This is a genomic window from Citrobacter sp. CK198 (genome assembly GCF_030333295.1).
GTDB lineage: Bacteria > Pseudomonadota > Gammaproteobacteria > Enterobacterales > Enterobacteriaceae > Citrobacter_B > Citrobacter_B koseri.
In genome coordinates this window covers 66,002-91,967 of the sequence record NZ_JAOWGE010000028.1, presented here as the reverse complement: position 1 = coordinate 91,967, position 25,966 = coordinate 66,002, and the positions used below count along the sequence as shown (strand labels likewise).

At 57.1% G+C, this 25,966-nt stretch carries 25 protein-coding genes and 1 riboswitch; of the genes, 14 read left to right on the top strand and 11 right to left on the bottom strand.

Features of this window, described 5'->3' with window-relative positions; all coding sequences use genetic code 11:
- Positions 1 to 88 precede the first annotated feature (88 nt).
- Together hutU and hutH are read left to right on the top strand one after the other, a co-directional pair.
- Complete coding sequence (gene hutU, locus OGY62_RS06920) at positions 89 to 1,774, top strand: urocanate hydratase (RefSeq protein ID WP_060815870.1); 1,686 nt, start codon at positions 89 to 91, stop codon at positions 1,772 to 1,774.
- Between the two features lies 1 nt (position 1,775).
- Positions 1,776 to 3,296, top strand: coding sequence for a histidine ammonia-lyase (hutH, locus tag OGY62_RS06915; RefSeq protein WP_012133205.1), 1,521 nt, complete (start codon positions 1,776 to 1,778; stop codon positions 3,294 to 3,296).
- 42 nt (positions 3,297 to 3,338) lie between these two features.
- On the opposite strand, the gene OGY62_RS06910 is transcribed toward hutH, so the two are convergent.
- Together OGY62_RS06910 and bioA are read right to left on the bottom strand one after the other, a co-directional pair.
- Positions 3,339 to 3,815 carry a kinase inhibitor gene (locus OGY62_RS06910; protein ID WP_049010068.1) on the bottom strand — a complete coding sequence of 159 codons (477 nt, stop codon included), beginning with the start codon at positions 3,813 to 3,815 and terminating at the stop codon, positions 3,339 to 3,341.
- Positions 3,816 to 3,880: 65 nt separating this feature from the next.
- The gene (gene bioA, locus OGY62_RS06905; protein ID WP_130028170.1) at positions 3,881 to 5,170 is read right to left on the bottom strand and encodes an adenosylmethionine--8-amino-7-oxononanoate transaminase; all 1,290 of its coding nucleotides are present in this window, start codon (positions 5,168 to 5,170) and stop codon (positions 3,881 to 3,883) included.
- A gap of 86 nt (positions 5,171 to 5,256) precedes the next feature.
- Between bioA and bioB the strand changes: the two genes are divergently transcribed.
- The 5 genes from bioB (at position 5,257) to uvrB (ending at position 11,458) form a co-directional block, all read left to right on the top strand.
- Positions 5,257 to 6,297, top strand: a complete 1,041-nt coding sequence (gene bioB / locus OGY62_RS06900; protein WP_012133202.1) for a biotin synthase BioB — start codon at positions 5,257 to 5,259, stop codon at positions 6,295 to 6,297.
- Positions 6,294 to 7,448: an 8-amino-7-oxononanoate synthase gene (bioF, locus tag OGY62_RS06895; protein WP_286459416.1), complete on the top strand. Its 1,155-nt coding sequence runs from the start codon at positions 6,294 to 6,296 to the stop codon at positions 7,446 to 7,448. The genes bioB and bioF overlap by 4 nt, the downstream gene beginning before the upstream one ends.
- The gene (gene bioC, locus OGY62_RS06890) at positions 7,435 to 8,190 is read left to right on the top strand and encodes a malonyl-ACP O-methyltransferase BioC (protein ID WP_153258246.1); all 756 of its coding nucleotides are present in this window, start codon (positions 7,435 to 7,437) and stop codon (positions 8,188 to 8,190) included. The genes bioF and bioC overlap by 14 nt, the downstream gene beginning before the upstream one ends.
- Positions 8,183 to 8,869: a dethiobiotin synthase gene (bioD, locus tag OGY62_RS06885; RefSeq protein ID WP_049008951.1), complete on the top strand. Its 687-nt coding sequence runs from the start codon at positions 8,183 to 8,185 to the stop codon at positions 8,867 to 8,869. Before bioC ends, bioD begins: the two co-directional genes overlap by 8 nt.
- A 567-nt stretch (positions 8,870 to 9,436) precedes the next feature.
- A complete protein-coding gene (uvrB, locus tag OGY62_RS06880; protein ID WP_047457991.1) occupies positions 9,437 to 11,458 on the top strand; it encodes an excinuclease ABC subunit UvrB in 2,022 nt (673 codons plus the stop codon).
- 104 nt (positions 11,459 to 11,562) lie between these two features.
- On the opposite strand, the gene yvcK is transcribed toward uvrB, so the two are convergent.
- Positions 11,563 to 12,471, bottom strand: a complete 909-nt coding sequence (gene yvcK, locus OGY62_RS06875; protein ID WP_024130513.1) for a uridine diphosphate-N-acetylglucosamine-binding protein YvcK — start codon at positions 12,469 to 12,471, stop codon at positions 11,563 to 11,565.
- A gap of 286 nt (positions 12,472 to 12,757) precedes the next feature.
- Positions 12,758 to 12,904: riboswitch (molybdenum cofactor riboswitch) on the top strand.
- Between yvcK and moaA the strand changes: the two genes are divergently transcribed.
- From moaA to OGY62_RS06845, 6 genes are all read left to right on the top strand, one after another.
- The gene (gene moaA, locus OGY62_RS06870; protein WP_024130512.1) at positions 12,892 to 13,881 is read left to right on the top strand and encodes a GTP 3',8-cyclase MoaA; all 990 of its coding nucleotides are present in this window, start codon (positions 12,892 to 12,894) and stop codon (positions 13,879 to 13,881) included. Its footprint overlaps the riboswitch before it by 13 nt.
- Positions 13,882 to 13,905: 24 nt before the next feature.
- The gene (moaB, locus tag OGY62_RS06865) at positions 13,906 to 14,418 is read left to right on the top strand and encodes a molybdenum cofactor biosynthesis protein B (RefSeq protein ID WP_115609468.1); all 513 of its coding nucleotides are present in this window, start codon (positions 13,906 to 13,908) and stop codon (positions 14,416 to 14,418) included.
- 2 nt (positions 14,419 to 14,420) lie between these two features.
- Positions 14,421 to 14,906, top strand: a complete 486-nt coding sequence (moaC, locus tag OGY62_RS06860) for a cyclic pyranopterin monophosphate synthase MoaC (protein WP_012133192.1) — start codon at positions 14,421 to 14,423, stop codon at positions 14,904 to 14,906.
- Complete coding sequence (gene moaD / locus OGY62_RS06855; RefSeq protein WP_012133191.1) at positions 14,899 to 15,144, top strand: molybdopterin synthase sulfur carrier subunit; 246 nt, start codon at positions 14,899 to 14,901, stop codon at positions 15,142 to 15,144. Before moaC ends, moaD begins: the two co-directional genes overlap by 8 nt.
- Before the next feature lies 1 nt (position 15,145).
- Positions 15,146 to 15,598: a molybdopterin synthase catalytic subunit MoaE gene (moaE, locus tag OGY62_RS06850; protein WP_286459414.1), complete on the top strand. Its 453-nt coding sequence runs from the start codon at positions 15,146 to 15,148 to the stop codon at positions 15,596 to 15,598.
- Positions 15,599 to 15,649: 51 nt separating this feature from the next.
- Positions 15,650 to 16,354 carry a Bax inhibitor-1/YccA family protein gene (locus OGY62_RS06845; protein ID WP_115181814.1) on the top strand — a complete coding sequence of 235 codons (705 nt, stop codon included), beginning with the start codon at positions 15,650 to 15,652 and terminating at the stop codon, positions 16,352 to 16,354.
- Positions 16,355 to 16,423: 69 nt separating this feature from the next.
- Here the strand turns inward: OGY62_RS06845 and OGY62_RS06840 are convergent, their stop codons facing one another.
- Genes OGY62_RS06840 through OGY62_RS06830 form a run of 3 tightly spaced genes read right to left on the bottom strand, consistent with a single transcriptional unit; the run spans position 16,424 to position 19,385 of the window.
- A complete protein-coding gene (locus OGY62_RS06840; protein ID WP_047457979.1) occupies positions 16,424 to 17,386 on the bottom strand; it encodes a lysylphosphatidylglycerol synthase domain-containing protein in 963 nt (320 codons plus the stop codon).
- Positions 17,386 to 18,627, bottom strand: coding sequence for a cardiolipin synthase ClsB (clsB, locus tag OGY62_RS06835; protein ID WP_012133187.1), 1,242 nt, complete (start codon positions 18,625 to 18,627; stop codon positions 17,386 to 17,388). The genes OGY62_RS06840 and clsB overlap by 1 nt, the downstream gene beginning before the upstream one ends.
- Entirely contained in the window at positions 18,624 to 19,385 is a 762-nt protein-coding gene (locus OGY62_RS06830; protein WP_012133186.1) for an endonuclease/exonuclease/phosphatase family protein, read from the bottom strand. The genes clsB and OGY62_RS06830 overlap by 4 nt, the downstream gene beginning before the upstream one ends.
- Positions 19,386 to 19,518: 133 nt before the next feature.
- Between OGY62_RS06830 and OGY62_RS06825 the strand changes: the two genes are divergently transcribed.
- On the top strand, positions 19,519 to 19,929 hold the full coding sequence (locus OGY62_RS06825) for a YbhQ family protein (RefSeq protein WP_024130510.1): 411 nt from the start codon (positions 19,519 to 19,521) through the stop codon (positions 19,927 to 19,929).
- Here the strand turns inward: OGY62_RS06825 and OGY62_RS06820 are convergent.
- From OGY62_RS06820 to cecR, 5 genes are all read right to left on the bottom strand, one after another.
- Complete coding sequence (locus OGY62_RS06820) at positions 19,891 to 20,997, bottom strand: ABC transporter permease (protein ID WP_012133184.1); 1,107 nt, start codon at positions 20,995 to 20,997, stop codon at positions 19,891 to 19,893. The two genes, OGY62_RS06825 and OGY62_RS06820, sit on opposite strands and share 39 nt — an antisense overlap.
- Positions 20,998 to 21,403: 406 nt before the next feature.
- Positions 21,404 to 22,537: an ABC transporter permease gene (locus OGY62_RS06815; protein WP_012133183.1), complete on the bottom strand. Its 1,134-nt coding sequence runs from the start codon at positions 22,535 to 22,537 to the stop codon at positions 21,404 to 21,406.
- Positions 22,530 to 24,266, bottom strand: a complete 1,737-nt coding sequence (locus tag OGY62_RS06810) for an ATP-binding cassette domain-containing protein (protein ID WP_012133182.1) — start codon at positions 24,264 to 24,266, stop codon at positions 22,530 to 22,532. Before OGY62_RS06810 ends, OGY62_RS06815 begins: the two co-directional genes overlap by 8 nt.
- A complete protein-coding gene (hlyD, locus tag OGY62_RS06805) occupies positions 24,259 to 25,254 on the bottom strand; it encodes a secretion protein HlyD (RefSeq protein WP_286459411.1) in 996 nt (331 codons plus the stop codon). The genes OGY62_RS06810 and hlyD overlap by 8 nt, the downstream gene beginning before the upstream one ends.
- Positions 25,251 to 25,928, bottom strand: coding sequence for a transcriptional regulator CecR (gene cecR, locus OGY62_RS06800; RefSeq protein WP_071259642.1), 678 nt, complete (start codon positions 25,926 to 25,928; stop codon positions 25,251 to 25,253). Before cecR ends, hlyD begins: the two co-directional genes overlap by 4 nt.
- Positions 25,929 to 25,966: the final 38 nt, after the last annotated feature.

Below are 25,966 nucleotides of genomic sequence, written 5' to 3'. Positions count from 1 at the left end.
TCTCAGTTGTTAAAATCAGCCTTGCGACAAGTTGTATAGACAAGTATATGTTACTTATCTGTCCGATCATCGTAAGGAGTCTGGTGTCATGCCTCAAAGCAAGTATCGTCAGCAGGATATTCGCGCCCCGAGGGGAACAACCCTGACGGCAAAAAGCTGGTTAACCGAAGCGCCGCTGCGCATGTTAATGAACAACCTCGATCCCGATGTTGCCGAGAATCCGCATGAACTGGTGGTTTATGGCGGCATTGGCCGCGCAGCGCGCGACTGGGAGTGCTATGACGCCATCATCAATGCGCTGACCAAACTGGAGGCCGATGAAACCCTGCTGGTGCAGTCCGGTAAACCGGTCGGCGTGTTTAAGACCCACGAAAACGCGCCGCGTGTCCTGATCGCTAACTCCAACCTGGTGCCGCACTGGGCGACCTGGGAACATTTCAATGAGTTGGACGCCAAAGGGCTGGCGATGTACGGCCAGATGACCGCCGGAAGCTGGATCTACATCGGCAGTCAGGGCATCGTGCAGGGTACCTATGAAACCTTCGTTGAAGCAGGACGGCAGCACTATCAGGGGAATTTGTCCGGGCGCTGGGTGCTGACCGCCGGGCTTGGCGGTATGGGCGGCGCACAGCCGCTGGCCGCGACGCTGGCGGGGGCGTGTTCGCTGAATATCGAATGCCAGCAAAGCCGTATCGATTTCCGTCTGCGTACCCGCTACGTCGATGAACAGGCCACCTCGCTGGACGACGCGCTGGCGCGAATTGAAAAATATACCCGCGAAGGTAAAGCCGTCTCCGTTGCGCTGTGCGCCAACGCGGCGGACGTCGTGCCGGAACTGGTAAAACGCGGCGTTCGCCCGGATCTGGTGACCGACCAGACCAGCGCGCACGATCCGCTGCACGGTTATCTGCCCTCTGGCTGGTGTTGGGAGGAGTATCAGGCGAAAGCGGCGTCAGATCCACAGGGCACGGTACAGGCGGCGAAACGCTCAATGGCGAAGCACGTACAGGCGATGCTGGCGTTCAGTGAAATGGGCGTCCCGACCTTCGATTACGGCAACAATATCCGCCAGATGGCGAAAGAGATGGGCGTAGAGAACGCCTTTGATTTTCCTGGGTTCGTTCCGGCCTATATCCGCCCGCTTTTCTGTCGGGGGATCGGCCCATTCCGTTGGGTAGCGCTTTCCGGCGATCCAGAAGATATTTATAAAACCGATGCCAAAGTCAAAGAGATTGTGGCGGATGACAAACATCTGCATCACTGGCTGGATATGGCGCGCGAACGTATTAACTTCCAGGGCTTACCGGCGCGTATTTGCTGGGTGGGGCTGGCGTGGCGGCAAAAACTGGGTCTGGCGTTTAACGAAATGGTACGCCGTGGAGAGGTCTCCGCGCCGATCGTCATTGGCCGCGATCATCTGGATTCCGGCTCCGTCGCCAGTCCAAACCGGGAGACGGAAGCGATGCGCGACGGTTCTGATGCGGTATCCGACTGGCCGTTACTGAACGCGCTGCTCAATACCGCCAGCGGTGCGACCTGGGTTTCGCTGCATCATGGCGGCGGCGTCGGCATGGGGTTCTCGCAACATGCCGGAATGGTGATTGTCTGCGACGGCACCGACGAGGCGGCGGCGCGTATCGCCAGAGTGCTGCATAACGATCCGGCGACAGGCGTGATGCGTCATGCTGACGCCGGGTATGAGATTGCGGTTGAATGCGCCGCAGAACAAGGGCTGAACTTGCCGATGATCGCGGCTACTCAAGGAAAACGCTGATATGAATACGCTTACGTTAACGCCGGGTCATCTGAGTTTTGCGCAGCTTCGCGCCGTCTGGCAGCAGCCAGTGCAACTGCGTCTTGATAGCAGCGCGGTTGACGGTATTAATGCCAGCGTCGACTGCGTGAACAATATCGTCGCCGAGGGGCGCACGGCCTACGGTATCAATACCGGTTTTGGTCTGCTGGCGCAGACGCGCATCGCCACGGAGGATCTGCAAAACCTGCAACGTTCGCTGGTGCTCTCCCACGCGGCGGGTATTGGCGAGCCGCTGGACGACGCGATGGTGCGTCTGATCATGGTGCTGAAAATCAATAGCCTGGCGCGTGGTTTCTCGGGCATCCGCCTGAGCGTGATTGAAGCGCTGATTGCGCTGGTCAACGCAGAAGTCTGGCCGCTGATCCCGGCGAAAGGTTCTGTAGGGGCATCGGGCGATCTGGCGCCGCTGGCGCATATGTCGTTGACGCTGCTTGGCGAAGGGAAAGCCCGCTGGCAGGGGGAGTGGCTTCCGGCGAAAGAGGCGTTGAAAAAGGCCGGACTGGAACCGATCACGCTGGCGGCGAAAGAGGGACTGGCGCTGCTGAATGGCACCCAGGCCTCCACCGCCTTTGCGCTGCGTGGGCTGTTCGAAGCGCAGGCGCTGTTCGCCTCTGCGGTGGTCTGCGGGGCGTTAACCACCGAAGCCGTTCTGGGGTCGCGCCGACCGTTTGATGCGCGCATTCATGCCGCGCGCGGTCAGCGTGGGCAGATCGACGCCGCTGGGCTGTTCCGCCACGTTCTGACGGAGACCAGCGCGATAGCACAGTCGCACCATAACTGCGAAAAGGTGCAGGACCCGTACTCGCTGCGCTGTCAGCCGCAGGTGATGGGCGCGTGCCTCACACAACTGCGTCAGGCGATGGAGGTGCTGCTCGTTGAAGCCAACGCCGTTTCGGATAACCCACTGGTGTTTGCCGAAGAGGGGGATGTGATTTCCGGCGGTAACTTCCATGCCGAACCGGTGGCGATGGCGGCGGATAATCTGGCGCTGGCGATTGCGGAAATCGGCGCGTTGTCGGAAAGGCGCATCGCGCTGATGATGGATAAACATATGTCGCAGTTGCCGCCTTTCCTGGTGAAAAACGGCGGCGTCAACTCCGGTTTTATGATTGCGCAGGTGACCGCTGCGGCGCTGGCCAGCGAGAACAAAGCGCTGGCGCATCCGCACAGCGTGGACAGCCTGCCGACGTCGGCCAATCAGGAAGATCATGTGTCGATGGCGCCCGCTGCGGGTCGGCGACTATGGGAAATGGCGGCAAACACGCGTGGGGTCATTGCGGTAGAGTGGCTGGCGGCCTGTCAGGGTATCGACCTCCGGGAAGGATTAACCTCAAGCCCGCTGCTGGAGCAGGCGCGAAAAGCGCTGCGCGAGCAGGTGCCGCATTATACTCAGGACCGTTTCTTCGCGCCGGATATTGAGTGCGCGACCGAACTGCTGGCGCGTGGGGACTTGTTCCGGTTATTACCTGATTTCTTGTAAAAAAATGCCGGATGGCGCTGACGCTTATCCGGCCTACGGCACTTAGCTGAACATTGCGGTAATCGACGCGCTGGCGAGCGAATGGAAATGGACGTTAAAGCCCACCATCGCGCCGCTGGCGCCTGCATCGACATCAATACGCTCCACATCCAGCGCGTGAACGGTAAAGATGTAGCGGTGCGTTTCCCCTTTTGGCGGAGCTGCGCCGCCGTAGCCTGCTTTACCAAAATCGGTGCGCGTCTGGAGAGTCCCTTCCGGCATCGCCACCAGGCCGGAACCAAACCCTTGCGGCAGTACGCGGGTATCGGCTGGCAGGTTGGCGACAATCCAGTGCCACCAGCCTGAGCCGGTTGGCGCATCGGGATCGTAGCAGGTCACGACAAAGCTTTTCGTACCGGCGGGCACCTCGTCCCAGGCCAGGTGCGGGGAGATGTTGTCCCCGTCATAGCCCATGCCGTTAAACACATGGCGATGGGGCAGTTTTTCCCCGTCGCGCAGGTCGTTGCTGATAAGTTTCATACCGCCTCCATTAATCTACTGATTAGCAAGGAAGTGTAGCCAGAACCGCTACAGCTTACCGCTGATTAATGGATAAAAAATGTTTCATTGCGCACAGCGTCGTTCACCGCCTGCGTCAGACGATGCAATTGTTCCGGCTGGATGATATAGGGCGGCATCAGGTAGATAAGTTTACCGAACGGGCGCACCCAGACGCCTTGCCCGACAAAGAAACGCTGCAACGCCGCCATATTGACCGGGTGCGTGGTTTCCACGACGCCGATGGCGCCGAGTACGCGCACGTCAGCAACCCAGGACGATGCGCGCGCGGGCGCTAATTCCTGGCGTAACTGCGTTTCAATCGCCGCCACCTGCTGCTGCCACTCGCCCGTTTCCAGCAGAGAAAGACTGGCGCAAGCCACGGCACATGCCAGCGGATTGCCCATAAAAGTCGGGCCATGCATAAAGCAACCGGCTTCGCCGTTGCTGATGGTTTCAGCGACCAGACGGGTGGTTAGCGTGGCGGAAAGCGTCATCGTGCCGCCGGTGATGGCCTTACCGAGACACAAAATATCCGGCGTAATGTCCGCATGTTCACAGGCAAACAGTTTACCTGTGCGGCCAAATCCGGTGGCGATCTCATCGGCAATCAGCAGAATCCCTTCGCGATCGCACATCTTGCGGATGCGGCGAAGCCACTCCGGGTGATATATCCGCATCCCGCCTGCGCCCTGGACAATGGGCTCCAGAATCACCGCCGCAATCTCATGCCGGTGCGCCGCCATCAGGCGGGCAAAGGCCACCATATCCCGCTCGTCCCATTCGCCATCCATCCGGCTTTGCGGGGCGGGGGCAAAGAGGTTTTCCGGCAGATAGCCCTTCCACAGGCTGTGCATTGAGTTATCTGGATCGCATACCGACATCGCGCCGAAGGTGTCTCCGTGATAGCCGTTGCGAAAGGTCAGAAAACGCTGACGAGACTCGCCTTTCGCCTGCCAGTATTGCAGCGCCATTTTCATCGCCACTTCCACCGCCACCGAACCGGAGTCCGCCAGGAACACGCACTCCAGCGCTTGCGGCGTCATCGCCACCAGCTTGCGACACAGGTTGACCGCAGGGGCATGGGTAATGCCGCCAAACATCACATGCGACATGGCGTCAATTTGCGTTTTCATCGCGGCGTTGAGCTGTGGATGGTTGTAACCGTGGATCGCCGCCCACCATGACGACATGCCGTCGATCAGACGGTCGCCGTTGGCCAAAATCAGTTCGCAACCCTCGGCGCGCGCAACCGGATAAACCGGGAGCGGGGAGGTCATGGAGGTATAGGGATGCCAGATATGGCGTTGGTCAAAGGCAAGATCGTCCGTTGTCATAATCGACTTGTAAACCAAATTAAAAACATTTAGGTTTACGAGTCTACACCGAATCAAGAATTAACAACACCCTTTGGAGAGGCCCTATGGCTCACCACCCACGCTGGACATTGTCGCAAGTTACCGAATTATTTAATAAACCGCTGCTGGATCTGCTGTTTGACGCGCAGCAAATCCATCGTCAGCATTTCGATCCGCAACAGGTGCAGGTCAGCACGCTGCTGTCGATTAAAACCGGCGCCTGCCCGGAAGACTGCAAATATTGCCCGCAGAGTTCCCGCTATAAGACGGGGCTGGAAGCGGAGCGTCTGATGGAAGTGGAACAGGTGCTGGACTCCGCGCGCAAAGCGAAGAACGCCGGTTCAACCCGTTTCTGCATGGGCGCGGCATGGAAAAACCCGCACGAGCGCGATATGCCGTATCTGGAACAGATGGTGCAGGGCGTGAAGGCGATGGGGCTGGAAGCCTGTATGACCCTCGGCACGCTCAATGAATCTCAGGCGCAGCGCCTCGCCAACGCCGGGCTGGACTACTACAACCACAACCTGGATACCTCCCCGGAATTTTACGGCAACATCATCACGACCCGCTCGTATCAGGAACGTCTTGATACGCTGGACAAAGTGCGTGAAGCAGGGATTAAAGTCTGCTCTGGCGGTATCGTTGGCTTAGGCGAAACGGTTAAAGATCGCGCCGGGCTGCTGTTGCAACTGGCGAATTTGCCGACCCCGCCGGAGAGCGTGCCTATCAACATGCTGGTGAAGGTCAAAGGTACGCCGCTGGCGGATAATGAGGATGTGGATGCGTTTGATTTCATCCGCACGATCGCTGTTGCGCGCATTATGATGCCAACCTCATACGTGCGTCTTTCTGCGGGTCGCGAACAGATGAACGAACAGACGCAGGCGATGTGCTTTATGGCGGGGGCGAACTCCATCTTCTACGGCTGTAAGCTGCTGACCACGCCGAACCCGGAAGAAGACAAAGATCTCCAGCTGTTCCGCAAACTGGGGCTGAATCCGCAGCAAACGTCGGTGCTGGCTGGCGACAACGAACAGCAACAGCGTCTGGAACAGGCGCTGATGACCCCGGATACCGACGACTATTACAACGCGGCAGCAGTATGACCTGGCAGCAAAAAATCGACGATGCGCTTACGGCGCGTCGTTATGCCGATGCGTTGCGTCGCCGCTATGCGGTGACGCAGGGGGCAGGGCGTTGGCTGGTGGCTAACGAACGCCAGTATCTGAATTTCTCCAGCAATGACTACCTCGGTTTAAGTCACCATCCGCAGATTATTCGCGCCTGGCAACAGGGTGCGGAGCGCTTTGGCGTCGGCAGCGGCGGCTCCGGCCACGTCAGCGGCTACTCCGTGGCGCATCAGGCGCTTGAGGAGGCGCTGGCAGGCTGGCTTGGCTATTCGCGGGCGCTGCTGTTTATCTCTGGCTTTGCGGCGAATCAGGCGGTTATCGCCGCGCTGATGGCGAAAGACGATCGGATTGTTGCGGACCGTCTCAGCCACGCCTCATTGCTGGAAGCGGCAAACCTCAGCCCGGCGACGCTTCGCCGCTTTACCCACAACGATCCTCAACACCTGGCGCGCCTGCTGGACGCCCCGTGCGGCGGGCAGCAACTGGTGGTGACAGAGGGCATATTCAGTATGGACGGCGACGGCGCGCCGCTGGCGGAGATCCACCGTGTCGCACGGCGGCGTAACGCCTGGCTGCTGGTGGATGATGCGCACGGTATTGGCGTTACGGGCGATGAGGGGCGCGGAAGCTGCTGGCGACAGCAGGTCAAACCTGAGCTACTGATTGTGACGTTTGGCAAAGGCTTTGGCGTCAGCGGGGCGGCGATTCTCTGCTCTGAAAGCGTTGCGGATTATCTGTTGCAGTTTGCCCGCCATCTGATCTACAGCACCAGTATGCCACCGGCCCAGGCGCAGGCGCTGAGCGCGGCGCTGGCGGTGATCCGAAGCCCGGAAGGCGCAGATCGCCGGGAAAAACTGGCTGCGTTAATTCAGCGCTTCCGTTCGGGCGTTAAGGCCAGCGATTTTACGCTGGCAAATTCGCACAGTGCGATTCAGCCGCTGATTGTCGGAGACAATGCGCGCGCGTTACGGCTGGCGGATACTCTGCGGGAGCAGGGATGCTGGGTGAGCGCGATCCGACCGCCTACCGTTCCGGCCGGTACTGCCCGATTGCGCCTGACGCTCACTCAGGCGCACGAAACGCAGGATATTGATCGCTTACTGGAGGTGCTGGATGGCGCAGGTTGATAAGCAGGCGATTGCAGCCGCGTTTGGGCGCGCCGCGTCGCATTATGAACAGCACGCTGAACTGCAACGCCAGAGTGCGGACGCGCTGTTGGCGCTGCTGGCAGGGCGCGAATGTGCGCACGTTCTGGACGCCGGTTGTGGGCCAGGGCGGATGAGCCGCTTCTGGCGAGAGCAGGGATGCGAGGTCACGGCGCTCGATCTCTCGGCGCAAATGCTGGATGAGGCGCGTCGTCAGCAGGCTGCTCACCATTACCTTGCGGCGGATATCGAAGCCATCCCGCTGGCGGCGGCGCGGTTTGATTTGGCATGGAGCAACCTGGCGGTGCAGTGGTGCGGCGACTTGCGCGGCGCGCTAAGCGAACTGTATCGCGTGGTGCGTCCTGGCGGCGTGGTGGCGTTTACCTCGCTGGCGCACGGATCGCTGCCGGAACTGCGTCAGGCCTGGCAGGCGGTAGATAACCGGGGGCATGCCAACCATTTTTTGTCGCCGGAGACGATCGGCAATGCAATGCGCGGCTGGCGCGTCCGTCAGCAGATCCAGGCGATCACTCTGTGGTTTGATGATGCGCTCAGCGCGATGCGTTCGCTTAAAGGTATTGGGGCGACGCATCTGCACGAGGGGCGTGAACCGCGCGTGTTAACGCGTTCGCAGTTGCGACAGTTGCAGTTGGCCTGGCCGCAGCAGCAGGGGAAATATCCGCTGACGTATCAGCTTTTTTTAGGAGTCATTGAACGTGATTAAACGGTATTTTGTCACCGGGACGGACACTGAAGTTGGAAAAACGGTCGCCAGTTGCGCCCTGTTGCAGGCTGCCGCGCAGAGCGGCTTTCGGACGGCAGGCTACAAACCCGTGGCGTCGGGCAGCGAGATGACGGCGCAGGGGCTGCGCAATAGCGATGCCCTGGCGCTACAGCGCAACAGTACGCTGACGCTGGCCTATGAAGCGATCAATCCCTACACCTTTGCGGAACCGACCTCGCCGCACATTGTGAGCGCAGAGGAGGGGAGACCCGTTCAGGCCTCGGTGATGTCCGCCGGTTTACGCACGCTGGAACGGCAGGCCGACTGGGTGTTAGTGGAAGGGGCGGGCGGCTGGTTTACTCCGCTTGGCGAAACGCTGACGTTTGCCGACTGGGTCGCGGCGGAGCACCTGCCGGTGATTCTGGTGGTGGGCGTGAAGCTTGGGTGTATCAATCATGCCATGCTGACGGCGCAGGCCGTGCAGCAAGCCGGGCTGACGCTTGCCGGGTGGGTAGCCAATGACGTGACGCCGCCCGGAAAGCGCCATGCGGAATACATGGCGACGCTAACGCGGGTGATTACGGCTCCTCTGCTGGGCGAAATCCCCTGGCTTTCCGGGAAGGCGGAAAGTGCATCAACAGGACAATATCTCGACCTGACGCGCCTGAAGGCGGTGTAAAACAGGTGAAAATGCGAGCAGGATCTCGCCTGCCGCCCGCGTTTCGTTAGCTGATAAAAATCAAAAAAAAGCGATAATTTTTTTTTAGCCCCTCATCAAAGGGCGTCCGCGCGATTTTGCCAGGCGGCAGTCCATACGGGCTGGACGCAGTTATCCACCATTCCTGTGGATAACCTTGTGTATTAGAGTTAGAAAACACAACGTAAGCGAGAGAAGACGCGGCCTGCGACTAAATTGATGCGAAAGGCGTCTTAAGTAAATAGTGCTTATGAAACAATTTGTTAGATAAAAGCAATGGCTGTAAGGAAAGTGTCACGGGTTGCCACAAATCTTTCATCACACATCTTGACAAGTGTTAAAAAAGTCTTTGGTTTGGGGATAACCGCATCTCACTGGTTTTTTATCTCGTCAGGGTCTACATTTTACGTCGCAATGCCGGGTGTTATCCCTTATTTGAGTAATACCTTAAGTCGCCACTGTTTTTTCATCCAGTATATTTTGCTGGCAATATTAGCGGCTCCGGGTAAAATTAGTGTCCTGCCCGCCCATTCCTTCAGGTAGCTGCCCATGAGTAAACCGTTCAAACTGAATTCCGCTTTTAAACCTTCAGGCGATCAGCCGGAGGCGATACGTCGTCTGGAGGAAGGTCTTGAAGATGGTCTGGCGCACCAGACGCTGTTGGGCGTAACGGGGTCAGGGAAAACGTTCACCATCGCCAATGTGATTGCCGATTTACAGCGCCCGACGATGGTGCTTGCGCCCAATAAAACGCTGGCGGCCCAGTTATACGGCGAAATGAAAGAGTTCTTCCCTGACAACGCGGTGGAATATTTCGTCTCTTACTATGACTACTATCAGCCAGAGGCGTATGTGCCCAGCTCCGACACCTTTATCGAAAAAGATGCGTCGGTGAACGAACACATAGAACAGATGCGACTGTCGGCGACCAAGGCACTGCTTGAGCGGCGGGACGTTGTGGTCGTGGCTTCGGTTTCCGCTATCTACGGTCTGGGCGATCCCGATTTATACCTGAAGATGATGCTGCACCTGACGGTGGGGATGATCATCGATCAGCGCGCTATCCTGCGCCGTCTGGCGGAGTTGCAATATACCCGCAACGATCAGGCCTTCCAGCGCGGCACTTTCCGCGTACGCGGCGAGGTCATCGACATCTTCCCGGCGGAGTCTGACGATATTGCGCTGCGGGTTGAGCTGTTTGACGAAGAGGTTGAACGTCTGTCGCTGTTTGACCCGCTGACCGGGCAGGTTGAATCGACTATCCAGCGCTACACCATCTACCCGAAAACGCACTACGTTACGCCGCGCGAGCGCATCGTACAGGCGATGGAGGAGATCAAAGACGAACTGGTGGACAGACGCAGGATCATGCTGGAAAACAATAAGCTGCTGGAAGAACAGCGCTTAACCCAGCGTACGCAGTTCGATCTGGAAATGATGAACGAACTGGGATATTGCTCGGGGATTGAAAACTACTCCCGCTACCTTTCCGGGCGCGGGCCTGGCGAGCCGCCGCCGACGCTGTTTGATTATCTGCCAGCCGATGGCCTGTTAGTCGTGGATGAATCTCACGTCACGATTCCGCAAATCGGCGGGATGTTTCGTGGGGACAGGGCGCGCAAAGAGACGCTGGTGGAGTACGGTTTCCGTCTGCCGTCGGCGCTGGATAACCGTCCGCTAAAATTTGAAGAGTTTGAAGCGCTGGCCCCGCAAACCATCTACGTTTCCGCCACGCCGGGCAACTATGAGCTGGAGAAATCCGGCGGCGAGGTGGTGGATCAGGTGGTGCGTCCCACCGGGCTGCTGGACCCGATCATTGAAGTTCGGCCGGTGGCGACGCAGGTTGATGATCTGCTCTCTGAGATCCGCCTGCGGGCGGCGATTAACGAACGTGTGCTGGTGACGACGCTGACCAAGCGAATGGCGGAAGATCTTACCGAATATCTCGAAGAACACGGCGAGCGTGTACGTTACCTGCACTCGGACATCGATACCGTTGAACGTATGGAAATCATTCGTGATTTGCGTCTGGGCGAGTTTGACGTGCTGGTGGGGATCAACCTGTTGCGAGAAGGGCTGGACATGCCTGAGGTCTCGCTGGTGGCGATTCTGGACGCAGACAAAGAAGGGTTCCTGCGTTCAGAGCGTTCGCTGATTCAGACCATTGGCCGTGCGGCGCGTAACGTCAACGGGAAGGCGATCCTCTATGGCGATAAGATCACCCCGTCGATGGCGAAAGCGATAGGCGAAACCGAACGTCGTCGCGAGAAACAGCAGTTATACAACGAAGAGCACGGTATCGTTCCGCAGGGGCTGAATAAGAAAGTGGTCGATATTCTGGCGTTGGGTCAGAACATCGCGAAAACCAAAGCGAAGGGCAAAGGGAAGTCCCGCGCAGCGGCGAAATCGGGTGTGGTTGAGATGGATATGACGCCGAAAGCGTTGCAGCAGAAAATTCATGAGCTGGAAGGCCAGATGATGCAGCATGCGCAAAACCTGGAGTTTGAAGAAGCCGCAGAGATCCGCGACCAGTTGCATCAGCTACGTGAGCTGTTTATCGCGGCGTCCTGACGATGCCGGATGGCGACGTAAAGCGTCTTATCCGGCCTACGGTTGTGCCGCCTGTTGTGTGTAGGCCCGGTAAGCGAAGCGCCACCGGGCAAATCTGAATACGTTTACCCCAACGCCTGTATCGCTTTCTCCAGCGCGTTATGCAGCAGCTGTCGGTCATGGCGATACGGAATATCGCTGGCTTCCAGCACTTCCTGAATCACAATCCGGCCCGTCACCGCCGAGGCATCCACTTTCGGGCCAACCACAATGGCGTCGATAACCTGTTTCCCGACGTATTGCTCCATAATCGCCAGTTTGTCGACAAGCGTTAAGCTGGCGGCGGGCAGACTCAATTCGCGCCCCAGATTACCGATATAGACCATCGGTGCCGGAGTACGGCGCAGCGCCTGCGCCAGCTCATCAAGCAGCAGAATCGGCATCAAACTGGTGTAGAAACTTCCGGGGCCAATCAGAATCAAATCGGCTTCGCTAATGGCCTGCACCGCTTCCCGGGTAGTGGGGACTTTCGGTGACAGCATCAGCTCCTGCGGCGGGGTCGCCAGTTGATCGATATTCACCTCGCCGTATACTTCATGCCCCTGATCGTCGATGGCCATCAGGTCTACCGGCAGCTCCGACATAGGGATTAAATGCGCATCCACCTTCAATAAGTTGCGAATTAAATTTATCGCTTCGAGAGGCCGCACGCTCAGGTGATCCAGCGCCTTTAACATCAGATTTCCGAGGTTATGGCCGGAAAGTTCACCATTACCGCCAAAACGATACTCAAACATCGCCGACGCGACGCTGGGTTCGGTAATTAACTGGTTCAGACAGTTGCGCATATCGCCCCAGGCGATGCCCCCTTCAGAGCGGCGAATACGGCCTGTGGAACCCCCGTTATCGGTAGTGGTGACAATACCGGTCAGGCGTGAGCCTAATGAAGAGAGTGAAGAGAGAACGCGTCCTAATCCATGCCCTCCGCCGAGAGCGACAACACGATCCAGGTCTGCCAGCGTACGATTGCGCATACAAATTCCTAATATCAGAGGTACTGCGCTACAGTAGCGCAAATAGCGCCTTTTCAGCAATTAGCCAACGAACAACGATGGAAAATAAATCCATCCCCTCTACCTCTTTCGGATAGGGTTAGCCTGATGGCTAACTGATGTATATCAATGCAAAAGTGTGATTTTTGCTTATTCTGTAGCGAAATAGCACGATCATGACGCTATATACATGATTATATAGCGTAAAGTGGGAATGGCAAAAATGCTATTTACACGCTAGTATCGGCATAACCACCTTTTTAAGCGATGCTTAAAAAGACACTCTAGCCTCTACGCCTGTGTCAAATTGATATGGTGTTTTGGCCGTGACAAGCCTCGAAAGAGTTTGCCACCAGGGCGCAGGAAGAAATGACTCCGCCTCCCGTATTTGGAAAGGTGTACATGGCCTCACAACTTACCGATGCTTTCGCACGTAAGTTTTATTACTTACGTCTGTCGATTACTGATGTGTGTAACTTTCGTTGCACATACTGCCTGCCGGATGGCTACAAGCCTGGCGGTGTTACTAATAACGGCTTTCTGACCGTCGATGAAATTCGCCGTGTGACGCGCGCGTTTGCCAGTCTGGGCACCGAAAAAGTGCGCCTTACCGGCGGTGAACCGTCGCTGCGTCGCGACTTTACCGACATCATTGCCGCCGTGCGTGAAAACGACGCGATTCGCCAGATTGCGGTGACCACTAATGGGTATCGTCTGGCGCGTGATGCGGCGAACTGGCGCGACGCGGGTCTGACGGGCATCAACGTCAGCGTCGATAGCCTTGACGCCCGTCAGTTTCACGCCATTACCGGGCAGGATAAATTCCAGCAGGTGATGGCGGGCATTGACGCCGCGTTTGACGCCGGTTTCGCAAAGGTCAAAGTGAACACCGTGTTGATGCGCGATGTGAACCATCATCAACTGGACACCTTTCTCGCCTGGATTCAGGCACGCCCTATTCAACTGCGCTTCATTGAACTGATGGAGACGGGAGAGGGGAGCGAACTCTTTCGTAAACACCATATTTCTGGACAGGTGCTGCGTGATGAACTGCTGCGTCGCGGTTGGATTCATCAGCTGCGCCAGCGCAGCGACGGCCCGGCGCAGGTTTTTTGTCATCCTGACTATGCCGGTGAAATCGGTCTCATCATGCCGTATGAAAAAGATTTCTGCGCCACCTGCAACCGTCTGCGCGTTTCCTCGGTCGGTAAACTCCATCTTTGCCTGTTTGGCGAAGGCGGCGTAAGCCTGCGCGACCTGCTGGAAGACGATGCACAGCAACATGCGCTGGAAGAACGCATTTCAGCCGCGCTGCTGGAGAAAAAGCAGACCCACTTCCTGCACCAGAACAATACCGGTATTACGCAAAATCTATCGTACATAGGCGGTTAACGCCTTAACGGACAAGGAGTTTTTATGAGTCAGGTAAGCGCTGAGTTTATCCCTACCCGCATTGCTATTCTTACGGTTTCCAGTCGTCGCGGCGAAGAAGACGACACTTCCGGTCATTTTCTGCGCGACGCCGCGCTGGAAGCAGGGCATCAGGTTGTGGACAAAGCCATCGTTAAAGAGAGCCGCTACGCCATTCGCGCGCAGGTTTCCGCGTGGATCGCCAGCGATGACGTTCAGGTGGTGCTCATCACCGGCGGCACCGGGCTGACCGATGGCGATCAGGCGCCGGAAGCGTTACTGCCGCTCTTTGATCGCGAAGTCGAAGGGTTTGGCGAAGTGTTCCGCATGTTGTCGTTTGAAGAGATTGGCACATCGACCCTGCAATCGCGCGCGGTGGCCGGCGTTGCCAACAAGACGCTGATTTTTGCGATGCCGGGCTCCACAAAAGCGTGCCGCACCGCCTGGGACAACATCATCGCGCCGCAGCTTGATGCTCGCACACGCCCGTGTAACTTCCACCCACATTTGAAGAAATAAGTATGTCGCAACTGACCCATATTAATGCCGCTGGCGAAGCGCACATGGTGGACGTCTCCGCCAAAGCGGAAACCGTACGTGAGGCGCGCGCCGAAGCGTTTGTGACGATGCGCAGTGAAACGCTGGCGATGATTATCGACGGCAGTCACCATAAGGGCGATGTTTTCGCGACCGCGCGTATCGCCGGTATTCAGGCGGCTAAACGTACCTGGGAGCTGATCCCGCTGTGCCATCCGCTGTTGTTGAGTAAGGTCGAAGTGCAATTGCAGGCGGAGCCTGAACACAACCGGGTACGCATTGAATCGCTGTGCCGCCTGACGGGGAAAACCGGCGTGGAGATGGAAGCGCTGACTGCCGCTTCCGTGGCAGCATTGACGATCTACGACATGTGCAAAGCGGTGCAAAAAGATATGGTGATTGGCCCGGTGCGCTTGCTGGCGAAAAGCGGCGGTAAATCTGGCGATTTTAAGGTGGATGCGCATGATTAAGGTTCTGTTTTTCGCTCAGGTGCGTGAACTGGTGGGAACGGATGCGTTAGAGGTCGCCGCCGATTTCCCAACCGTAGAAGCGCTGCGTCAGCATCTGGCGGCGCAAAGCGATCGCTGGGCGCTGGCGCTGGAAGACGGCAAGCTGCTGGCCGCCGTCAATCAGACGCTGGTCAGTTTTGAACATCCGCTGACGGCGGGTGATGAAGTGGCCTTTTTCCCACCGGTGACAGGAGGCTGAGATGGCTGAAACGCGAGTGATCGTTGGCCATGCGCCGTTCAGCGTCGGGGAGGTGTACCCCTGGCTGGCGGAGCGTGATGAAGATGGCGCGGTTGTGACCTTTACCGGTAAAGTCCGCAATCATAATCTGGGCGACAGCGTTAAAGCGCTGACGCTGGAACATTACCCGGGGATGACGGAAAAAGCGCTGGCGGATATCGTGGACGAGGCGCGCTCGCGCTGGCCGCTGGGGCGCGTGACGGTGATCCATCGCATTGGTGAACTGTGGCCGGGCGATGAGATTGTCTTTGTCGGCGTAACCAGCGCGCACCGCAGCAGCGCGTTCGAGGCCGGGCAATTCATTATGGATTATCTGAAAACCCGCGCGCCGTTCTGGAAGCGTGAAGCGACGCCGGAAGGCGACCGCTGGGTGGAAGCGCGCGATAGCGATCGGCAGGCGGCAAAACGCTGGTAGCAGAATGTGATACCCTTATTCAGGGGTATCACTTTTAATCAGGAGATCATCATGGACCGATTCCCACGATCCGATTCTATCGTACAGACCCGTTCCGGCCTGCAAACGTATATGGCGCAGGTATATGGCTGGATGACGGTTGGGCTGCTGCTGACCGCATTTATCGCCTGGTATGCGGCGAATACGCCTGCGGTGATGATGTTTGTCTTTTCCAGCAAAATCACCTTCTTTGGCTTGATTATCGCCCAGCTTGCGCTGGTTATTGCGCTGTCGGCAATGGTGCAAAAACTTAGCGCCGGGATGGCGACCACGCTGTTTATGCTCTATTCGGCGCTGACGGGCCTGACGCTGTCGAGCATTTTTATCGTTTATACCTATTCGTCTATCGCCAGCACGTTTGTCGTGACCGGCGGGATGTTTGGCGTGATGAGCCTGTATGGCTACACCACGAAACGCGATCTCAGCGGCTGGGGCAGTATGCTGTTTATGGCGCTGATCGGCATCATTCTGGCATCGTTGGTCAACTTCTGGCTCAAAAGCGAAGCGTTGATGTGGGCGGTGACCTATATCGGGGTGGTTGTCTTTGTTGGCCTGACCGCCTATGACACGCAGAAGCTGAAAAACATTGGCGAGCAGATTGATGTTCGTGACAGCTCGACGCTGCGGAAATACGCGATTCTCGGCGCGTTAACGCTGTATCTGGACTTCATCAACCTGTTCCTGATGCTGCTGCGTATTTTCGGTAATCGCCGTTAATTGGCGTGAACGCTGTATCCGGCCTACAGGTTAGGCCGGTAATACACCTGATAAGCAGCAAATAACCCGTCACTTCGCTAAGGCTTTCTCGTTTTTCGCCCGCAGCTTCTTTGCCCGACTTTCCAGCAGCAGATAGCAAATCAACGCCAGCAATAGCGGAATAAAATAATAAAGCACACGCCAGGCGAGCAGGGCGGCGATAATGGTGCCTTGCGACGTATGCTCACCCGCCAGCAGCGCCATAAACACGGCCTCCAGAACGCCGATCCCGGCCGGGATATGCACGATCACTCCGGCAATACTGCTCACCAGCAGCACGCCAAGTACAAAGAAATAATTAACGTCTTGCCCCATCAGCAGCCAGATAATGGCGCCCATCACCATCCAGTTAGCGCTGGAAATCCCCATCTGCGCGAGGGCGAATTTCCATGACGGAAGCATCAGCTTTTGGCCTTTAATCGTGATATGACGCCGTTTCGCAAAGGCGCAAAACCACAGGTAGACGGCTATCACCAGCAACAACACAATACCGAGAATGCGCAGCGTATTTTCATCGATATACCAGTGGGCCGGGAGTTGCACGACGCCGAAGGTAAAAATAATTCCGCCCAGCAGAATATATCCCAGCCAGTTGGTGGTAATGCTCAGCGAAAAAATACGCGTGATGGTGCTCCCCGGTAAGCCGAGGCGGGAGTACAGACGGTAGCGCATACCGATTCCGCCGACCCAGGTGCTTAACGTCAGATTGAAGGCGTAACAGATAAACGACACCAGCATGACCTGCCGCTTCGCCAGCTTGTGGCCGCAGTAAAAACGTCCCAGCAGATCGTAGCAACCGTAAAGAAGGTAGCTGACAATCACCAGCCCAACCGCGCTCAACAGCGCAATCCGGTTGTAATCCCGGATCACCGTCCAGACATCTTCCCAGTTGACCTTTCCGGCATAAATGACCAGCAGGACAATCACCGCGATAAAAAACAGCCAGGTGAGGATCTTTTTCGCCAGCCGCCATCGCGGGTGTGATGTTGACATCAGGGCTTCACCCCCGTGTTTTCCGCTTCGACCCGATCCTGCGTTTCCATCGTCGGTTGGGCGGGCGGTTCAACCTGCGCCAGATGCGGCGTGTGCGCCGGCAGCCAACCGACCAGCGCCGGGAAGTGGCGCAGGAAGTGGAACGCCAGCACGCTTTTGCTCAGATTCCACCAGGTGCGCTTCGGTAGCATAGACTCGTCCACCTGCTTGCAATCATTGGCGATAATGGCGTTCAGGTTGTCGCGCAGCGTCTGGTTAAACGTGCGGTCATGAATAATGACGTTTGCTTCAAGGTTAAGCGACAGACTGAGCGGATCGAGGTTGCTGGAGCCGACGGTCGCCCAGTGATCGTCCATCAACGCCACTTTGCCGTGCAGCGGGCGACGGCGATATTCATAGACATGGACGCCGCCTTTCACCAGATAGTTGTACAGCAGACGCGCGCCGACTTTGACGATGGGCATATCGGGTTCCCCCTGGATTACCAGTTTTACCCGCACGCCGCGTCGGGCGGCTTTGCGCATGGCATGCAGCAGGCGATAGCCGGGAAAGAAATAGGCATTGGCGATGATCACTTCACGTTTCGCCTGCGTAAGCATCTTCAGATAGTGACGTTCAATATCGTTGCGATGTTCATCATTATCGCGCCAGATAAACAGCACCTGCGCTTCGCCGGGTTTCCGGTTTTCTTCGGCGCGATGATGGCGTCGCCACCAGCGGCGCGCGGCGCTTTGCCCCGGCAGGTTTTCCAGCTCAAACTGCAAAATATCCTCCACGACCGGCCCTTCGACGCGAACGGCGTAATCCTGTTTGGCTTCCGGGCCGTAATCGGACATATGTTCTGCGGAGTAATTCAGCCCGCCGACAAACGCAACCCGATCGTCAATAACCACGATTTTACGGTGCATACGGCGAAAGAGGTTGGTGCGCATGCCGAACAGGGGAGGACGCGGATCGTAATAGCGGAAGATTATCCCCGCTGCGGTCAGCTCCCCGACGAACGCCTCGCTGAGGTCGGGTGAGCCGTAGCCGTCTAACAGCACTTCCGCTTTTACGCCGCGTCTGGCCGCTTTAAGCAGCGCCGCGTGTAGCTGCTTACCTACGTCATCTTCAAACCAGATGAAGGTTTCCAGGATGATCCTCTGCTGTGCCTGCGCGATAGCGTCAAACACGGCGGGATAGAACTGGTCGCCGTTTTCCAGTAGCTGAATCTGATTGCCTTCACGCCATCCACATTTCATAGATGTATCTCCGCGCTAAGAGGGGCATGGTCAGATAAATGTCGCCAGTTACGCAACGGCAACGCCGCAGGAGAGCTGGCATTGGCATTCTTGACGTATATACGATCGAGTCGCAGTATCGGCAGCCTGACCGGAAAGGTGCGCGCCGGGCGGCCATGCGCGCGGGTGAAGATCTCCTCCAGCCCCGCAGACGCTTTTAACGGATAGTTGGCTTTCTGCCGCCAGTCGTTGAAATCCCCGGCGACCACCACGGGTTCGGATTCGGGAAGGGCGTTAACCCATTCAACCAGCATATCCAGCTGTGCCTGGCGGTGGCCTTCCCGTAAGCCGAGATGCACGCACATCACATGAATTGGCTGAGCCAGCATCGGCGGAACAATACGGCAATACAGCACGCCGCGTTTTTCACTGCCGCCGACGGAGACATCGCGATTTTCATAGTGTTCAATCGGATAGCGCGACAGCACCGCGTTGCCGTGATGCCCTTCCGGGTAGACGGCATTACGACCATAGGCGAAATCGCTCCACATGGTGTCGGCAAGAAATTCGTAATGGGTGGTATCAGGCCAGTTCTCGACGTGCAGCGGATGAACTTCATGCGCGCCCATCACTTCCTGTAGGCAGACAATATCCGCGCTGACGGTTCTGACGGCGTCGCGCAGCTCCGGCAGAATAAAGCGCTTATTAAAGGCGGTAAAACCCTTATGCGTGTTAATTGTGAGCACTTTGAATGAAAAATTTCGCGTTTGTTGGATCATTTTCTTCCTGTCCGCGTCACTATCCTGATTGAAATAGTGTAGTCGTCGTCACAAAAAGATGCGGTCTTACGGAATTTTCCGTAAAGTTCGGTACTCTGAATAATTAGATAAAAATCCTTCAGGAGAAAAAGCCATGAGGTGGCAACAACGTGTTCGTGTCGCAACGGGTCTTAGTTGCTGGCAGATAATGTTGCATTTACTGGTAGTGGCGCTGCTGGTAATGGGCTGGATGAGCGGCGCTTTAGTCCGCGTCGGCCTGGGATTATGCGTGCTTTATGGCGTGACGGTGCTGCTGATGCTGGCGTTACAACGCCACCACGAACAGCGCTGGCGCGACGTTGCGGATGTGCTGGAAGAGCTGACGACCACCTGGTATTTCGGCGCCGCGATGATTGCCCTGTGGCTGCTGTCCCGCGTACTGCACAACAACCTGCTGCTGGCGCTGGCTGGGCTGGCGATCCTTGCCGGGCCTGCTGTGGTTTCGCTGCTGGCGAAGGAGAAAAAGCTACATCACTTTGCGTCTAAACATCGCATACGCCGCTGACCCCGTTGTGGCCGTGATCACCAGTAGCGGCCACAAACTCCCCCAGACGATCTTCAGACTCGCATCTTTCAAATAAATCTGCTTGGTGATGTCCGTAAAATGGCGGATAGGGTTTATCCACGTCAGATTTTGTAGCCATACCGGCATGTTCTCGACCGGAGAAACATATCCTGATAGCAGGATAGCAGGCATCATAAAGACGAATACGCCGATGAAGGCCTGCTGTTGGGTGGAGCAGAGCGACGAGATTAACAAGCCAAATCCAACCAGCGACAGCCCGTAAATCACCATTGTGAAGTAGAACAGCGCCAGCGAACCGGCAAAGGGGATGTGGTACGCCCAGATGCCAATAGCCAGTACGATCGTGGCCTGAAAAGTGGCGACAATCAGCGCGGGTACCGCTTTGCCGATGAAAATTTGCCAGGTGGTGAGAGGGGAAACCAGCAGTTGATCCAGCGTACCCTGTTCACGCTCGCGGGCAACGGAAAGCGAGGTGACGATCATGACGCCTATCGTGGTGATCATGGCGATCAGGGACGGCACCACAAACCACTTATAGTCCAGATTCGGGTTGTACCAGTTGCGCACCACCAGCTCACTGTTGTTGGGCTTGGGTTTGCCCTCTATCAGCTCCTGCTGATAATCCTTGACGATCTGCTGGAGATAATTGGCGGCGATTTGCGCGCTGTTGGAGTTACGGCCATCAAGAATGAGCTGTAGCGGCGCGGGCTGGAGGTTATCCAGGTGACGGGAAAAATCGGCCGGAAAGCGCACCAGCAGCAGCGCTTTTTGCGTGTCGATCGTCGGCTGGATTTCCTGCGGGCTTTTCAGCAGCAGGATATGGGTAAACGCTTTGGCGCGCGCGAACCGTTGCGTCAGCTCGACGGCATGTTTGCCATTATCTTCGTTATAAATGGCAATGGTGGCATTGGTCACTTCCAGCGTGGCGGCAAAGGGAAACAGCAGCACCTGGATCAGCACCGGTAAGATCAGGATCGCGCGGGTCTGCGGCTCGCGTAACAGCGATTGCAGCTCTTTGCGGATTAATGTCCACAGGCGATGAAACATGTTTCTCTCCCTTATGCATGCCATGCCGGATGACGGCGGCGCCTTATCCGGCCTACAAACTTAACGTCTTTGCCGGATGGCGGCGTAAATGCCTTATCCGGCCTACAAATTTAATGTCTTTGTCGGATTGCGGCGTAAACGCCTTATTCGGCCTACAAACTTAACGTCTTCGCCGGATGGCGGCGTAAATGCCTTATTCGGCCTACAAACTTAACGTCTTCGCCGGATGGCGGCGTAAACGCCTTATCCGGCCTACAAACTTAATGTCTTTGCCGGATGGCGGCGTAAATGCCTTATCCGGCCTACAAACTTAACGTCTTTGCCGGATGGCGGCGTAAATGCCTTATTCGGCCTACAAAATATGTGGTCGTAGGCCTGATAAGCGAAGCGCCATCAGGCAGAAAACCTAATCCAACCGGCGTTTGGTCTTCATCCACGTCAGGCCGATAAACATGGCTGCCGAAGCGATTAAAAATAACGTATTAACGATCAACACAATGGGGATGTTCCCCGCCAGAAACAGGCTTTGCAGGGTGCTGACGAAATAGCGCGCCGGAATAATGTAAGTCACCGCGCGGATGACGGCAGGCATACTGTCTATCTGGAAAATAAAGCCTGACAGCATAATCGACGGTAAAAAAGCGGCGTTCAGCGCGACCTGCGCGGCGTTAAACTGGTTACGGGTAATGGTGGAAATCAGCAATCCCATTCCCAGCGTACTGAGCAGAAACAGGCTGGTGATAAGAAACAGAATCACCAGCGAGCCGCGCCAGGGCACGCCAAGAATAAACACCGACACCAGCATACACAGCAGCATCGCCAGCATACCGAGGAAGTAGTAGGGGATCAGTTTGCACAGCAGCAACTCTGCGCGCGTCACCTCGGTCGAGAGCAGGGCCTCCATCGTTCCGCGTTCCCACTCGCGCGCAACCACCAGCGAAGTGAGAATGGCGCCAATCACCGTCATGATAATGGTGACTGCGCCGGGAATGATAAAGTGCTGGCTGATGGCCGCCGGGTTAAACCAGTAGCGGGTCTGCACGTCGATCAGCGGTTCAAATTCCTCCCCACGATCTTCAGCCCGCTGCATTTGCCAGATCTGCCAGACCCCCTCCACGTAACCCTGCACGAAGTTGGCGGTGTTCGGTTCGCTGCCGTCGGTGATAACCTGTATCGGCGCGGTGTCATTCTCTCGCGCCATCTTTTGCGCAAAATCGACCGGGATCACCACCAGCCCGCGAATGCGCCCGGCCTGCATTTTCTCAATAAGCTCATGGCGGCTATCGCTGATGGTGGCGTCGATATACGGCGAACCGGTCATGGCGTGGGTGAAATCCAGCGCCTCCTCGCTCTGTTGTTCGAGCAGAATGCCGACCCGCAGCTTGCTGGAGTCGAGGTTAATCCCGTAGCCAAAAATAAACAGCAACAGCAGCGGGATCACCACGGCGATCAGCCAGCTACTGGGATCGCGGATAATCTGACGCGTCTCTTTCACGCACAGCGCGCGTACGCGCCGCCAGGAGAGCAGGGCGTTACTCATGAGTATGCTCCTTATCCCAGTCGTGAATGAGCGTGATGAAGGCCTGCTCCATCGTCGGGTCCGGCGTGTCGTCGTCTGCCGCCTGTGCTTTCAGATCGTCCGGCGTCCCGCTGGCGATCAGCTTGCCGCGATAAACCAGCCCGATACGGTCGCAGTATTCCGCTTCGTCCATAAAGTGGGTGGTGACCATCACCGTGACCCCTTTTTCTACCATGCTGTTGATGTGCAGCCAGAACTCACGGCGGGTGAGGGGATCGACGCCGGAGGTGGGTTCGTCGAGAAACAGAATGTCGGGCTCATGCATCAGCGAACAGGCCAGCGCCAGACGCTGTTTAAAACCGAGCGGCAGCGCATCCGTCGCATGAGAGGCGATGCTTTTCAGGCCGAAGGCTTCGCTCATGCGGGTGATTTTTTCGTTTTGCGCCCGGCCTCGCAGGCCATAAACCCCGGAGAAAAAGCGCAGGTTTTGCTCTACCGTCAGGTTGCCGTACAGGGAAAATTTTTGCGCCATATACCCTAAATGCTGGCGCGCCTTGCCGGAGCTGACTTTCAAATCCATATCCAGCACCAGCGCTTTGCCGGAAGTTGGCACCAGCAAACCGCACATCATCTTGAACGTGGTGGATTTCCCCGCGCCGTTGGGGCCGAGCAGACCGAAGATTTCTCCGCGCTCAACGGCGAAGTTAACGTGGTCGGTGGCGGCGAAGTCGCCGAATTTTTTGGTCAGTTCTTTGGCCTCAATGACCGTCTCACCCGGCGTGCCGTCAACGGTATGCAGGATCGCGCCGAGCGGAGATTCCGACGTACCCGCGCCGCCAAGCAGGTCGATAAAGGCATCTTCAAAGCGCGGCGTGGTGTCGTTAATCGTTATCTCCGGCATCCCTTCGGCCCGGCGGATATCCTCTGCGGTAGCCTCTTTTTTCAGGATCAGCCGTACCGATTTCCCCTGAATCATGCCGTCGCTGACCTGCGGCAGTTTCAACGCGCGTTGCAGGAGCTTGCGGTTATTCTCCTGCGGGCTGCTCATTAAGAAACTGCGTCCTGCCATGGTCTGCGTCAGCTTAGTCGGTTCGCCCTGATACAGCAGCTCTCCTTCGTTCATCAGCAGCACGTCGCGACACTGTTCGGCTTCGTCCAGGTATGACGTACTCCACAGGATAAGCATGCCGTCACCCGCCAGTTCATGCACCATTTGCCACAGCTCGCGACGGGAGATGGGGTCAACGCCGACGCCCGGTTCGTCAAGCAGCAGCACTTTCGGCTCGCCGACCAGCGTACAGGCCAGCCCGAGTTTTTGTTTCATCCCGCCCGAGAGCTTGCCTGCCAGCCGTTTGGTGAAGGGGCCGAGGGCGGTAAATTCCAGCAGGCGGGCAAACGTTTTTTGCCGTTCTTCGCCCGTTACGCTGCGTAAGTCCGCATAGAGATTGAGATTCTCCATCACGGTCAGATCTTCATACAGACCAAATTTTTGCGGCATGTAACCGAGTACCGCATGCAATTCACTGTCGTTTTTGATCGGATCGAACCCGATCACCGACGCGCTGCCGCTATCGGGCTTGAGCAGCCCTGCCAGCATCCGCATCAGCGTGGTTTTGCCTGCGCCATCCGGCCCGACCAGACCCGTGACATAACCGGCGTGGATAGTACAGTCGAGCGGGGCGACCGCCGGTTTTTCCATTCCGGCGAAGCGCTTCACCAGGCCGTTTAACGTAATGACGGCGTCATTCATGCCGCGCCTCGTCGCTGAACGTCAGCGTCACCGGCATTCCCTGGCGCAGCGCATCGTCCGCGTCAGTCACCACAATGCGCAGTCGATAGACCAGGTCTGTGCGCAGATCCGGCGTTTCAACGGTTTTCGGGGTGAATTCAGCGGTCGGCGATACGAAGCCGATTTTGCCGTGGTAAGGCTTGTCAGGGCGGCCATCGGTGTAGAGTAAAATTTCGCGGCCGAGCTGCGCCTGGCTGAGGTTGCGTTCATCCACGTAGGCGCGAACCCATACCGGACGAGTCAGCGACAGCGTCAGCACGGTGCTGCCTGCGTTGAGCATACTGCCGGGCTCTACCGCGCGGGTTAACAGCGTACCGTCAGAGGGGGCGATCAGCGTTGTATCCTGTAAATCGAGTTCTGATTGCGCCAGCTGCGCCTGCGCCTGTTCGAGGCTGGCTTTTGCCTGGGCGATATCCTGCTGGCGGTTACCGGTACGGTACTGGCTCAATTTGTCCTGTGCGGATTTCAGCTGCGCCTGCGCCTGATCGCGGGATGAGCGAGCGTTTTCCAGGTCGTTGGCGGAAATCGTGCGGCTTTTCCACAATCCCTGCTGGCGCTGATAAAAGTTCTGCGCATAGTCAAATGCGGCCTGCGCCTGTTTCACGGCGGCAGCGGCCTGGGCTATCTCTTCATCGCGATACCCCGCGAGCATCAGATCATACTGCGCCTGGGCGACGGAGACGCCTGCTTTAGCCTGCATCAACGCGTTCTCGTACGGGGCTTTACCCAGCACGCCCAATACCTGCCCGGACGTAATGGCGTCGCCTTCGTCAACGGCCAGCGAAGCCAGCCGGCCTCCGACGCGAAAACTCATATTGACGGTGCGAATATCCACATTGCCGTAGAGCGTCAGCCCGTTATCCTGCCGACTCTGATACCACCATGTACCACCGGCAAGCACGGCGGCCAGCGCCGCGACAGCCAGTGCGATAACGACAGGTTTTTTCATTGCTCCTGACTCCTTTGCGTTAAGCCTTGCAGAATGAGATCGATATGACAGGTGATCGTCTGGTAAATCTGTTCTGTTTTCTCTTCATCAAACGTTGACCAGCCGGTACGCAGCAAAATGGTTTCTTTTCCCAGGCGGAAGGCCAGCACTTCGCCCAGCAGCGCGTGCGTGTGGAGAATGGTTTGCGTATCTCCCGGATCGCGGCCGGTATACCCCGCAATCAGGCGCGTCAGATGCGTGTGAAGGGGGTTGAGAACCTGATCGTGTACCCGTTGATAAGCCGCCGTCGGGGAGAGCTGCTCGCGCGAAATAAATTTGCTCAGGTTGACCGTGTCGTCCTGGGTTAACAGCATGATCATATTTTTGCAGGCGCGCAGGATCAGCTCGCGCATTGCGGCGCGATCGGGCTGCGGCTGGGCGAACAGTCGTTCCGCTTCCTCGGCATGAGGGCGAAACTGGGCGCCGATGAAATCGGCTATCCACTGGGCGCAGGCGAGGTATAAATCCTCTTTGGAGCCAAAATAGTAAGTGATGGCGGCGATATTTTGTCCGGCCTGGGCGGCAATGTCGCGCGTGGTGGCATGGAGGCCGTATTCGCCAAACTGCGCCAGCGCAGCGGCGATAAGCTGGCTTTTGGCCTGTTCGCCTTTCGTCGTCATGGTTGGGGTATTCATCGCGCAACCCAATTCTTAATCAATCGATTGATTAAGAT